The 12,190-nt window shown below is 67.0% G+C and carries 13 protein-coding genes; 4 read left to right on the forward strand and 9 right to left on the reverse strand.

The genetic code is table 11. From position 1 onward, the window contains the following. Positions 1–41 precede the first annotated feature (41 nt). Together LXN01_RS15190 and LXN01_RS15195 are read left to right on the forward strand one after the other, a co-directional pair. Positions 42–566, forward strand: coding sequence for a heat shock protein transcriptional repressor HspR (locus LXN01_RS15190; protein ID WP_236866545.1), 525 nt, complete (start codon positions 42–44; stop codon positions 564–566). 122 nt (positions 567–688) lie between these two features. Then, positions 689–1,123, forward strand: a complete 435-nt coding sequence (locus LXN01_RS15195; protein ID WP_236866547.1) for a hypothetical protein — start codon at positions 689–691, stop codon at positions 1,121–1,123. Between the two features lie 67 nt (positions 1,124–1,190). On the opposite strand, the gene LXN01_RS15200 is transcribed toward LXN01_RS15195, so the two are convergent. The 6 genes from LXN01_RS15200 to LXN01_RS15225 form a co-directional block, all read right to left on the reverse strand. Next, the gene (locus LXN01_RS15200; protein WP_236866549.1) at positions 1,191–1,973 is read right to left on the reverse strand and encodes a maleylpyruvate isomerase family mycothiol-dependent enzyme; all 783 of its coding nucleotides are present in this window, start codon (positions 1,971–1,973) and stop codon (positions 1,191–1,193) included. Positions 1,974–2,106: 133 nt separating this feature from the next. Beyond that, positions 2,107–2,913, reverse strand: coding sequence for a DUF3618 domain-containing protein (locus tag LXN01_RS15205; RefSeq protein ID WP_236866551.1), 807 nt, complete (start codon positions 2,911–2,913; stop codon positions 2,107–2,109). Beyond that, complete coding sequence (locus LXN01_RS15210; protein ID WP_236866570.1) at positions 2,910–3,269, reverse strand: phage holin family protein; 360 nt, start codon at positions 3,267–3,269, stop codon at positions 2,910–2,912. The genes LXN01_RS15205 and LXN01_RS15210 overlap by 4 nt, the downstream gene beginning before the upstream one ends. A 299-nt stretch (positions 3,270–3,568) precedes the next feature. Beyond that, a complete protein-coding gene (locus tag LXN01_RS15215) occupies positions 3,569–4,567 on the reverse strand; it encodes an ATP synthase subunit B family protein (protein ID WP_236866553.1) in 999 nt (332 codons plus the stop codon). Between the two features lie 660 nt (positions 4,568–5,227). Continuing rightward, positions 5,228–6,337 carry an LPXTG cell wall anchor domain-containing protein gene (locus LXN01_RS15220; protein WP_236866555.1) on the reverse strand — a complete coding sequence of 370 codons (1,110 nt, stop codon included), beginning with the start codon at positions 6,335–6,337 and terminating at the stop codon, positions 5,228–5,230. Positions 6,338–6,609: 272 nt separating this feature from the next. Then, positions 6,610–7,761 (reverse strand): diacylglycerol/lipid kinase family protein, encoded by a 1,152-nt coding sequence (locus LXN01_RS15225; protein ID WP_236866557.1) that lies wholly within the window; start codon positions 7,759–7,761, stop codon positions 6,610–6,612. A gap of 54 nt (positions 7,762–7,815) precedes the next feature. On the opposite strand from LXN01_RS15225, the gene serS reads away from it, so the two are divergent. Both serS and LXN01_RS15235 read left to right on the forward strand, forming a co-directional pair. After that, the gene (serS, locus tag LXN01_RS15230) at positions 7,816–9,102 is read left to right on the forward strand and encodes a serine--tRNA ligase (RefSeq protein WP_236866559.1); all 1,287 of its coding nucleotides are present in this window, start codon (positions 7,816–7,818) and stop codon (positions 9,100–9,102) included. 113 nt (positions 9,103–9,215) lie between these two features. Next, entirely contained in the window at positions 9,216–10,019 is an 804-nt protein-coding gene (locus LXN01_RS15235) for an HAD family hydrolase (RefSeq protein WP_236866561.1), read from the forward strand. On the opposite strand, the gene LXN01_RS15240 is transcribed toward LXN01_RS15235, so the two are convergent. The 3 genes from LXN01_RS15240 to LXN01_RS15250 all read right to left on the reverse strand — a co-directional run. Further along, a complete protein-coding gene (locus LXN01_RS15240; RefSeq protein WP_236866563.1) occupies positions 10,004–10,840 on the reverse strand; it encodes an HAD family hydrolase in 837 nt (278 codons plus the stop codon). The two genes, LXN01_RS15235 and LXN01_RS15240, sit on opposite strands and share 16 nt — an antisense overlap. A 7-nt stretch (positions 10,841–10,847) precedes the next feature. Next, positions 10,848–11,489 (reverse strand): hypothetical protein, encoded by a 642-nt coding sequence (locus LXN01_RS15245; RefSeq protein ID WP_236866565.1) that lies wholly within the window; start codon positions 11,487–11,489, stop codon positions 10,848–10,850. Positions 11,490–11,491: 2 nt separating this feature from the next. Further along, a partial coding sequence (locus LXN01_RS15250) for a proteasome activator (protein WP_236866567.1) occupies positions 11,492–12,190 on the reverse strand: 699 nt, incomplete at its 5' end.

Consider the following 12,190-nt stretch of genomic DNA (forward strand, 5'->3'; position numbering starts at 1 on the left):
GGCTGCGCAGGAGGTGGAGACAGTGAAGGGAGGTGCAGGACATGGACATCAGGTCGAACACGGGCATGTACACGATCTCCGTGGCAGCGGAGCTTGCGGGCATGCACCCGCAGACGCTGCGCCAGTACGACCGGATCGGGCTGGTCATCCCGAAGCGGACTCGTGGCCGCGGCCGGCGCTACTCGGCTGACGACGTCGAGAAGCTGCGGCTGATCCAGCGGCTGTCGCAGGAGGAGGGCATCAACCTGGCCGGAATCAGGAAGATCCTCGAGCTGCGAGCGCAGGTCGACGAGCTCGATCAGCGGGCGAGCGAGCTCGCTGACCGCCTGGGCGAGGCAATGGAGCGGCTGCGCCGGACCGGTCGCGTATTCGCCGCCGGCAGCTCCGGTGATGTGGTCACGATCCTTCACGGCCAGCGGCCCGAGATCCGGATCGCCGGCGCGCTGATGCCGGGGACGACCGGTCGCAACGCGCTGCGACACACCGGCGCGGGAAGCGGTCGCGGGGAGCGGGATCGACGCGATGGCCGTGGCGAGCTGGTCGTCTATCGGCGCTTCAGCGCCTGAGGTTCGCCCCTGACCAGGAAGGGTCGCGGCGGTTAGGCTGGTCTCGTACGACATCGAACCACGAACACCGACCGGCTCATTCGATCAGCTGCACGACTCATCCAACGAAAGGCAGATCACCGATGGCTCTCAACACCGTTGCAAACGTCGCGCTCCGCGCGGTCCCGGGTGCGTTCGTCCTCAACTCCGGCATCAGCAAGCTCGGCATGGACGAGGGAACTGCGAGCTACCTGCAGGCCGAGGCGGCCAAGGGCGTTCCTGCACTGGCCAATCTGGAGGCGGCGCAGTTCGGCAAGCTGCTGACGTACGGGGAGATCGCCGTCGGCGCCACCCTGCTGCTCCCGTTCGTGCCCAATCGGATCGCCGGATTGGCGCTCGGTGCCTTTTCGGCAGGGATGATGAGCGTCTACTTCCGCGACGACTCCAAGACCGAGGACGACGGCATCCGGCCATCCGGCGAGGGCATCGCGCTGGCCAAGGACTCCTGGCTCTCAGCGATCGCGATCGCGCTGCTGACCGGGGGAGCGAAGAGGGCCAAGAAGCGCAAGAAGAAGTGATTCTCACAGCGAAGTGACACTGCCGGCGGGGATTTCTCCGCCGGCAGTGCTGGTTTCGGGGGACGGATCAGAGCCAGGGCGGGGGCGCGGGCAGGTCGACCGGCCGGATGTTTCCGGCTCCGCCCTTGCCTTCGTCCTCGGCGACCGAATTGGGCCAGCCTCGACCCGTGAGGAATGACAGCACCTCGGCGGCTTCGCCCGAGAGCGGGACCGGCTGCGCCGGAATCTGGTCCGCGGGCCCTGATGCGATGACCCACTCGTCCCGGTCGGGCCGGTCGGTGAGCGCGATGCGATAGTGGACGGGTTCATCGCGGCGCCGCCAGACGTCCTCGACGTCCGCCAGCAGCCGATCGACCACCTCGGCGGGAAAATCGCGGGTGGTCATGCCGATCCCCAGGTCGAGCGAGTGAACCCATACCTCTCGGGCTCGCAACCAGGGAATGTCAGCGGCGAGGATCGGCTCTCCACGGCCGGAGATGAGGTCGGCACTCCAGGCCGCCTCGGGCATGGTCCCGAGCTCCTCGGTGAGCTCCTCGGCCACTTCGTGGGCCATCGTCATGGTGTCCGCGCCCGAGGTGTGCGCCGCCGCCTCCTCGATCTGGCGATCCCGAGCCTCTCGGGACGGATACATGCGATTCTCGACGCCGGTCTTCGCCCAGTCGAGCAGACGCAGGAAGCCCTCCGCATTGAAGGTCACGTGCAGCGCCACGTGCTTTCGCGTCCACCCGGGCAGGACCGAGGGTTCGTCGAGGCCGTTGAGCGACAGCTGGTCGAGCGCCTGCAGATAGAACTTCTCGCCCAGCAGGCGGAAGCCGAGATCTCGCTCGAGATCGTCCTGATTCATCTCCATGCCCTCACAGTACAAGTTCTCCGGCTCACGCCCCGCCCTGGTCACCTGCCGCATGTCCCGGTCGGACATGCGATCGGCCCTCGGGACGAAATCCCGAGGGCCGATAGTCAGTGCTGGGCTGCGCCCGTCGCGATCACTGACCGGCGTCTCTCACGTTCTCTCCGGAGGACTGGGCCTCCGACTTGAGGCGTTCGGTTTCGCCCTGCGCGTCGGACTTGACGGTCTCGGCGCTGCTCTGGGCCTGATCGCGGACGCTCTGCACGGCCTCCTGGGCAGGCTCCTGCAGGTTCTGGCCCATGTCCTTGGCAACCTGCTGAGCTTCCTGCATCATCGGCTGCGCGGCGTCCTTGGCCTGGACGGCGAGCTCCTGCTCCTTCTGGGATGCCGGGATGAGGCTGCCGATCAGCCAGCCTGCGCCGAGCGCGATCATGCCGACCGCGAGCGGATTGCCGCGGGTGCCCTGCTTGATCTGCTGGGGCATCTGCTGGACCGCGTCCCGCGCGGTGCCGGCTGCGTCACGGACGCTGCCTGCGGCGTCCTGCGCCGTGCCACGGGCGCTGTCGGCAAGCTGGTGGCCCTTGGCCTGTGCCTGCTGACCGCGGTGCTGAAGCTCGGAGCCGGCATCATCGGCGGTGCCCATGATGCTGTCCTTCCAGGAGCTCAGCTTGTCCGCGATCTTGTTCTTCTGGCGTTCGGCCACCTTCGATGGGGAGACCTTCTCGGCCATCGCATCGACGTCGTAACCGAGATTCCGGCGCGTCTGCTCGATCTCTTCGCGGATCTGCTCAGGCGACTTGTTCGCGTTGTCCGAGGACTGGAAGCCCGGGTCGCCGCCGGGGTAGCCGCTTGCGGGCGCGGTGGGATTGACACCGTAACCGGGATCGGGCTGGACAGCGGGATCGACTGGGTTCTGGTAGGCAGGGTCATACGGATGTGTCATGGCGTTTCCTTCGCGGGGTTCACGGTGGGCGGAATCTCCTTGGCAGTGTCCATGGTCCGAGGAAGACCCTGGATCTGCTTCAGCTTGTTGCGGCCGACGACGGCGAGAACGGCTGCGATGACAGCCCAGATGACTGCCACGACGAGCGCGGACCATCCGTTGCCGATGAGCGAGCCGAGAGCCACCCACAGGGCGTTGGACAGGAACAGAAGGACGAACAGGGCCGCGATCGCAGCACCGACGAGGAGACCTGCGCCGGCTCCGGCGCGCTTGGCCGATTCGGTCGCCTCGGCCTTGGCCAGGGCGATCTCCTGCTGGATGAGCGTCGAGGTGTTCCGACTCAGTGAGGAGAACATGTCGCCGAGCGATTGATGCTCGGCCCTGACCTCGGCCTGCGCCTCGGAGTAGGCCTCTCGGTCGTAGCCGCGGTCCCAGCCATGGCCTGCGGCGTTGGCCGGGTACTGCTCTCCGGACTGCGGCGGCTCCTGCGTGACGTAGGCCGTCTGCGGATTGGGGTGCGCCCCCGGGCCGGTGGCCGGCGGAACACCGTGCGCGTACTGGGGTGCTGCGCCGTGGCTTCCGGCCGGCCCGCCCGGCTGGGCGTTCCAACCGCCCGGAGGCGGAGCAGGCTGCGCACCCTGATTCGGGTCATAGCTCATCGGTTGTACTCACCGCTCTCCGGGAAGTGTCCGGTGGTGCCGGGCCGATCGTGATCAGGAATTCCGTACTGGCCGTAGCCGGCGCCGACGCCGCCGTGGGCCTGGCCCTCCGGCTCATAGGTGCGGGCTTCCGGCGGGACCGCGGGGTAGCCGGTGTGACCGCCTGCAGCGCCGTAGTCCTGCGAGTAGCCGGTACCGCTGAATCCCTGTCCGCCGTACTGGCCCGTGCTGTACTGACCGCCGACTCCGTACTGGCCCGTGCTGTACTGACCGCCGACTCCGTACTGGCCCGTGCCGTACTGGTCCACACCGTACTGGCCGGCGCCCGAGCGGCCGCTGGAATCGGAGTTCTTCCTGCTGTCGGTGAGGCCGCGGGTGGCGCGTCCGAGTACCAGGCCGACGCCGGCGGTGATCGCCAGGAAGGTCAGAGGCTTGCGCGAGGCGAACCGGCGCACGTCGTCGACCAGGTCCATGGGCTCGCCGTTCTCCAGCCGGTCTGCGACTGCAGAGACCTTCTCGTCCGCGAAGCTGAGGATGTTGCGGGTGACCTCCCCCTGGGGAGCCTCCCCGCGCTGGATCGCGGCGAGGTCGTCCGAGACTGCTCGGACCGACTGAGCGGCCCGGTTCTGCTGGGTGGAAGCCTGCTCGCTGACATCGCTCTGGACACGGCTCAGAAGTGAGGATGCCTGGGATTTCGCCTCGTCGGCGACCTTGCCGGCCTCCTGCTGAGCGCTCTCCTTGACGTTCGACGCCGAGGAGCTGGCTTCGCTCTTGAGGTGCTGGCCCTCCTGCTTGGCCGTATCCTTGGCGTCGGAAGTGCTGTCCGATCGGCCGTAGGAGCTGTGCTTGCCATAGGTGGTCGGTTCGTCGCTGCTGAGCACAGCTCCCTGGGATGCCGGCACCGGTGGCTGCGTGGAGAATTCGCCGAATGGGGCGGTCTCCGGCGGGCTGGGCTGTCCGGTGTAAGGGTCGTGGGTGTTTCTGTTCTCGGTCATCAATCCGATCCTTTCGTGAGGCGGCGACTTGAGAGAAGCACTGTAAAAACAAGTTGCCTTGTGTTCTTTACCTTTTCAGCCGGTCAGCAGAAGGTCAAGGGGACTTGAGTTGAAAGGCCTGGGAGTTTGCACCGAGAGGCGCCAGTGCGGCTTGGCGCTGTTCGGACCGGGAAACGCGCGGAGAAGCGAGGCGCGGGTCCGGGGCACACTGTTGCGGTGTGGCGACAATGCCGCTGAGAGTGGTCCGGCGGCGAAGCAAAGAGCCCCCTCCAGCTGGAGGGGGCTCGGTGGGGATCGGTATCAGCAGCGGCCGGATCCTGGAGGGGGATGAATATCACAACCCGGCCGAATTACAGTAGTCAGCTTATGGTTCCCCCCGGCGCGGCCCAACTTCTGTAATCAAAGTTCAGAATCTGATGCACAGTTGAACTACGTCACGAGAGGACTGGCGCGCGCTCATCGTGTGTGCTCTGAACCGCTACTCATCTTTTGGCCGCGCTTGACCGATCTCTTGACTTGGGTCGGCCGCTAGCTGGGAAACGCCGGCGCCTGAACGCGGAAGTGCCCGCGAACCGGTGGGTTCGCGGGCACTCCGTCTGATCTGCTCCCGAGGCGCCTGCTGGGCGTTCGGGTGCCCTCAGCTGGTGCTGGTGGGCTGGATCAGATGTCGGCCGGTCCGGTCTTGGCGGCGCGGCGGCGGGTCAGGAACACGGTGGCCGCGCCCAGGACGAGGAGCCCGGCGCCGGCTGCGAGGCCGGTGAGCTCGGTGCCGGTGCGGGGCAGGGTGCTGCCGGCGGTCGCGTCGTCGTCGGTGGAGTCGTCCGAGCCGGCGTTGGCCTCGTCATCGTCGGTGCTGGGGCGGTCGCCGACGTAGAAGGTGTCGGTCCACTCATTGTCGCCGCAGGCTGCGGTGACGGTGTACTCGCCGATGTAGGCGCGAGCGCTCTCCGGGTCGAGGCCGCGCACACCGTCGACGGCGATGCCGTCTTCGTCGGCGATTCCGGTGGCCTCGTAGGCCTCCACGTCGTCGCGTCCTGCGGTGACGGTGAAGGTGACTTCCTGGCCGGGCTCGCAGCCGAGGACGGCGAAGGCGACACCCTCGTTGACGAACTTGTCGGTGGAGACCTGCTCGGTCTCGAGGTTCAGGCCCTCGCTGAGCTCGCCGAACTCCCAGGTCCACTGATCCTCAGTGGGAGTAGGCGTCGGAGTTTCGGCCTCCTCGCCCTTACTCTCGTCGTCAGACGCTTCGCCCTCGATGGTGATGGCAGCATTGAGCACCACCTCGTCAGCGTCCGGGTGGGTGAGGGTGAGATCGACTTGAACCTCTTCTCCAGGTTCGAAGTCGGAGGCATCGCCGTCGTAGAAGACGGAGACGGCAGCAACACCGTCGTCGTCAGCTTCCTCGACGTCGTCGGTGAGGCTGTTGGCGACACTGGTGCCAGGAATCATGTTCGAGACGACGAAGGTGACGCCCGCATCCTCGTCCGTGAGGTCTTCGGCCGAGACGACCTCCGGCTGAACGGTGACGATGGCTTCTTCATTCGACACGGCAGTCGTCTCGGGCGACACATCACCCTCGTCGGTGACATCTTCTTCAACGGTTTCCTCGGAGGTGTTCTCGTCCTCCGGAGTCCCGTCGTCGACTGGGGTTTCCTGGACTGGGGTCTCGGACGGCTCGGGGGTCGGGGTCGTACCTGCAATTGCGGGAACTGCGCCGAATCCAGCGATGGCGACGGCCACGGCAGGTGCGAGGAGGATGCTCTTCTTCAAGGGGGTGCCTTTCGAAATGGGGAGGGGCTGTTATTGATCTGAACCTAACGTTCTCTCAGCGGACACCAAACTTGTGTTCAGCCGAGCTTTCAAAAGTCCCATTCCGAATCTCGGCAGACACGGCTGGTGCAGCCGGCTCCCACCGGCCCCGTCCCAAAGGGAAAGAAGGAGGCTCCGGGCCCGTGAGGTTCCGCCGGCCGCGTCCTCCTTCGACGTCTTCGGCGACGTCTCCAGGCACCGCCGCAGCGGCATCGAACCGCCGCGCAGCGCTGCTAGGGCACCGGAATGGGCCAGCCCTCGAGGCGAATCAGCCGGGTCTGCTCCCGAGTCGCGGTGCGCACGACAAGGGCTCGCTCATCGAGCCACATCTCCAGGTACCGACTCGCACCGACTGCGTCTCCATCCAGCTGGACCTCGATCGGCTCCTCCGCCTCGACGACGATCCTCCGGCAGCGGTGGAAGTTGGTGTGGATTCCCCTGCGCTTGTGCCGCCCCAGGATGGAGGCGGCGACACCCACCCAGTCGGCCATGTTCTTGGGGCTGATGATGATGACATCGAGGATCCCGTCGTCGTACTCCGCCTCGGGCAGCAGCATGACCCCGCCCTGCAGGCGGCCGCAGTTGCCGCCGATCACTGAACGGATCTTGGTCATATACGGCTCCTCGTCGTCGACGCTGACCTGCACCCGTGTGCGGTGGCCTGCCAGCTTCCTGCTGCCCGCTTCCAAGTAGGCCAGCCAGCCGACCCGGGACTTCAGCTCCTCGTCGGTGTCTGCCATCACCGCGGCGTCGAAGCCGAGCCCGGACATCACCATGAATGCATGGTCCTTGCCGCCCGGCTCGATCCGCGCCCGAGCGACATCGATGTGCTCGTCCTTGCCCCACAGCGCGATCCGCAGCGCCCACTCCGGCCGGTCGAGCACGATCTTGAGGTTGCGCGCCAGCAGATTGCCCGTCCCCATCGGCACGATCCCCATGGGGACCCCGGTGCCGGCGAGCACCTCGGCAACGGCCCGGACGGTGCCGTCACCGCCGGCGGCCACGACGAGGTCGACCTCCTCGGCCAGCGCTTGGCTCGCCATCGCATATCCCGGGTCCTCGATCTCGGTGTCGTACATCAGAGGAGCATCCCAGCCCTCCTGCCGGCAGACGGCCGCTGCAGTCTTGGCGAACTCCTCCGCCCCGATCTTCGACGGGTTGATCACGATCGCCACCCGCGGCCGGGCGGGCGCTGCCTCGACAGCCTGATGCTCCGGTCCCGAGGCGCGGGCGAGTTCGGAGGGCGTCCCAGGCCGGTCCTCGAGGTGGGCGGCCTGCAGGCGACGCTGCCGCCGGCTCCCCAGCATCCCGCCGATGACGATCCCGACGATGAGCGCGATGACGAGCAGGATGGTCAGGAGGACGATGTCGATGCCGGTGCTCATGCTGACAATCTAGCCGGTCGTCGCGTGTCCGCGGCTGACTGTAGGCTTGAAGCCGTGATCGATATACAGCAGCTCAGAGACAATCCCGAGGCGTTCAAAGCCTCCCAGCGCGCACGCGGAGCCGAAGAGTCCCTGGTCGACGACATCCTCGCTGCGGATTCGTCTCGTCGGGCCGCCATCACCACGTTCGAAGAAGCACGTGCGGAGCAGAAGACCTTCAGCAAGTCCGTGGCCACGGAGAAGGACAAGGACGCCAAGGCCGCGCTGGTGCAGCGTGCCAAGACGATGTCGGAGAAGGTCAAGGCGCTGCAGACGGAAGCGGACGAAGCCGCCTTCGCGTTCGAATCACTGGTCTCCAGGCTGCCCAATCTGATCCTCGACGGCGTTCCGCCGGGTGGGGAGGAGGACTCGGTGGAGCTCCGCCGCGAAGGCACCCCGCGTGACTTCGAAGCAGAGGGAATCGAGCCGCAGGACCACCTCGCGATCGGTGAGACGCTCAAAGCGATCGACATGCAGCGGGGAGCCAAGGTCTCCGGCGCCCGGTTCCACTACCTGACCGGCTTCGGAGCCCGCCTGGAGCTGGCGCTCCTGACCATGGCCATGGACACTGCGCAGCAGGCCGGATTCACCCCGGTCATCACCCCGACCCTCGTCAAGCCCGAGGTCATGGCAGGCACGGGATTCCTCGGCGAGCATGCCGATGAGATCTACCGGCTGGAAGCGGACGATCTCTTCCTCGTGGGCACCTCGGAGGTGGCCCTGGCCGGCTATCACATGGACGAGATCATCGACCTGTCCGACGGCCCCATCCGGATGGGCGGCTGGTCGTCCTGCTATCGGCGGGAGGCCGGCTCCTACGGCAAGGACACCCGCGGCATCATCCGCGTCCACCAGTTCCAGAAGGTGGAGATGTTCTCGTTCGTGCGCGTCGAGGACGCTGAGGACGAGCACGCCCGCATGCTCAGCCTGCAGGAGGAGATGCTGGCGAAATGCGAGCTGCCGTACCGAGTGGTCGACATCGCCGCCGGTGACCTGGGTGATTCCGCGGCCCGGAAGTTCGACTGCGAGGCGTGGGTTCCCACCCAGCAGACCTATCGGGAGCTCACCTCGACCTCGAACTGCACCACATACCAGTCGCGGCGCCTGAAGATCCGCGAACGCGGCCCCGAAGGGCAGACCCGCCCGGTGGCCACGCTCAACGGCACCATGGCGAACACCCGCTGGCTCGTGGCGATCCTCGAGAACCACCAGCAGGCCGACGGCTCCGTCCGCATTCCGGAGGCACTTCGGCCCTATCTGGGCGGAATGTCCGCTTTCGGCCCGGAGGGGCCGATCCACTGAGCCACCGACCGTCCGGGAATATCCTGGCCGGTCGCGATGTCTTTTCTGCAGAGAGAATCTGCACGCCAACACGGCCGGTTGACAGGAAGACCGGCGAGAGAACCGGAGGAAGCATGGAACCGCATATCGTGGCACTCGACGTCGACGGCACGATCGTCGATTACGACGACATGATGACCGACCGGGTGCGGAATACGATTCAGAAGGTCGCAGACGCCGGTCATCATGTCGTGATCGCCACGGGGCGTGCAGTCAGCGGTTCGCACGAGGTGGTCAACCGCCTCGACATCAGGAACGGCTTCGTCGTCAGTTCGAATGGCTCGGTCATCACACGCCTCAGCCCGGAACTCGACGAGGGCTGGGAGCTGTTCCACGTGGAGAGCTTCGACCCGGAACCGGCCCTGCGCCGGATGTCCGAGGCGCTGCCCACCGCCCATTTCATGGTCGAGGACACCGAGCTGACACGCTGGGCGACCGGTGAGTTCCCGGACGGGGAGCTGCAGTCGATCACCAGCATGCAGCTCGTATCCTTCGAGGAGCTCACGCAGAAGCGCGCGACCCGCATCGTGATGCGTGATCTCAACGGCACCAACGAGGAATTCGTCGCGGCAGTGGAGAAGATCGGCCTGCACGGAGTGACCTACTCGGTGGGCTGGAGCAACTGGCTCGACATCGCCCCGGAAGGCGTTTCGAAGGCCAGCGGACTGCAGGTCGTCGCGGACGAGCTCGGTGTCGACCGCGTCCACACGGTCGGGGCCGGCGACGGCTCGAATGACCACGAGATGATCCAGTGGGTGGCCCACGGCGTGGCGATGGGTCAGGCCAAGCCCGAACTCAAGGAGATCGCGAACGTGGTCACGGGCACCGTGACTGAGGACGGACTGGCCGAAGCGCTCGAGGACTACTTCGGAGTCTGAGCTCCAGTCGCGCCCCGAGCAGCGCCTGCCAGCCGGGAGAGTGTCGCTGTGATTCCCCCGTCGAGCACCTCGGGCACCACCGCATCGGCCGCGGCGATGGCGAGGGGATGACCATTGGCCATCGCGTATGACGATCCGGCCCAGCTGAGCATCTCCACGTCATTGGGCATGTCGCCGAACGCCGCGACCGCCTCGACCGGGATGCCCTGGGTGCTGCAGTAGGACGCCAGCGTCCTGGCCTTCGTCACCCCGGAAGCCGACAGCTCGACGAGGCCATTGCGTGGATTCGAATGGGTGGAGTGCAGCGTGCCCCCGACCACCGCGCGCACTGCGCTGAGAATGCCGTCCGAGTCGCGGGAACCGGTCCGCAGCAGGATCTTCGCGACACCGTCCAGCTCCATGCTCTGGTCGTGGTCGATGTACACCGCCTCCTCCGGGAAGCGGGTGTGGAAGCCATGCTCCAGCCGCAGTCCGTCCAGGGTCTCGAAGCCGAGCACCGCCTCCGGCATCTCGCTGCGGATCCGCTCGATGAAGCCGGCAAGAGTGGCTGGATCCACGGTGTGAGCGGCGACGACCTCGGAAGTCCGCAAGTCGTACACGATCGATCCGTTGGCGCAGATCACCGGTCCCAGCTCCGGAACGCTGTCATGGATCGGAGCCAGCCACCGGATCGGCCTGCCGGTCACCGGCACGAACTCGATCCCCGCCGCCAGGCAGTCTCGGATGGCCGCCACTGTGGGCGCCGGGATCGGCTGCCAGTCGTGGAGCAGGGTCCCGTCGACGTCGCTGGCGATCAGCCGGACGGGGATTGTATGAGTCACTCGGTTGTCATCCGTTCTCGGGTTCGTGAGAATTCTGGGTCAGGCGTTCGCCGCGGGCCACCAGCTCCGCGACGTCGGCGATGTACGCTCGGGCAGCCGCCGACGGCTGACCGGGATCCGTGCCGGTGCGCACGGCGACATGCGCCATCGCGGCGGCCTGGCACGCCTCAGCGAGCTTGGCAGCGGCCTTCGACATCAGCTCGGGAAGATCCCCGAGCTGTGCCCGGGTCGTGGACGGAATCACGAGGCCGTCCACCGGGCAGTCGGCATGGGCATGAGCGGCGAGCGCGTCGAAGCGCTCGGCCAGCAGATTGAGGACGAGCGTCTGCTGGGCGACCACCTCGGCCGCATCCGCGACCGCAGTCTGCCGACCGTCGACTGCCGAGGCGCCGGTTGCCGAGGCGCCAACTGCCGAGGCGCCGGTTGCCGAGGCGCCGCGGGACGCATCACCGGCCGAGTCCGCCCTTCGAGCCTCGATGCCGTCGACCTCCGTGCGCAGGGCGACAGCCGTGGTGTAGAAGCGGTCGACTGCCCGGTTGAAGCGGTCGCGGTGCTGCCGCCACAGTCCCGTGCCGTACTGGTCGTCGGGGTGCACTCGGGGGGTGCGGCGGACGCCGACCGCGGACCTGAGTCTGGACCAGAGCCCCATCGTCAGAGGTAGTTGCCGGGTCCCGGATGACCTTCGTCGCCGGATGGGCGCTGAGCGCGTTCCTGCGCCGCTTCAGGGCTGATCACGGTCGTTCCCGGAGGCAGCTGCCCTGACTGCCGTGCCTGCTGAGCCAGAGACTGCTGCGCCATGATCGCCGTCTGGATGCCGTGGAACAGCCCCTCGAGCCAGCCGACCAGCTGTGCCTGAGCGAGGCGGAGCTCCCCGTAGCTCGGAGGCGATTCGGTGTCGACGGGCATGTTGAGCCGCTTGAGCTCGTCGACCAGCTCATCGGACATCCCGACTGCCAGCTCCTCGACGGTGCGGCGATGAATCTCGGCGAACCGGACCCTGGCTGCCTCGTCGAGTTCCATGTTCCGCACCTCTTCGAGCAGCTGCTTGGCCATGGTGCCGACCCGCATGAGCTTGCCGGGTTCGGAGATCGCGATGCCCGACTGAGCATCCTCGTCCTCGCTCGCGTCCTCTCCTTCGGCGCCTCGCTGTCCGCCGGCACTCTGCGCACCATCGCCGGTCTGCTCACCATCAGCGGCCTGCTCGGCCTCGGCACCCTGCTCGTTCTCGGCACCCTGCTCGTTCTCGGCACCCTGCTCGTTCTCGGCACCCTGCTCGTCAGCTGCGGCATCCGACCGGGTCGGCTGCTCGCCCGCCTCTGCCGGGCTCGGCTGCTCGTCCGCCTCCGCGGT

The sequence above is a fragment of the Brevibacterium daeguense genome (assembly GCF_021729135.1).
Taxonomy (GTDB): Bacteria; Actinomycetota; Actinomycetes; order Actinomycetales; family Brevibacteriaceae; genus Brevibacterium; species Brevibacterium daeguense.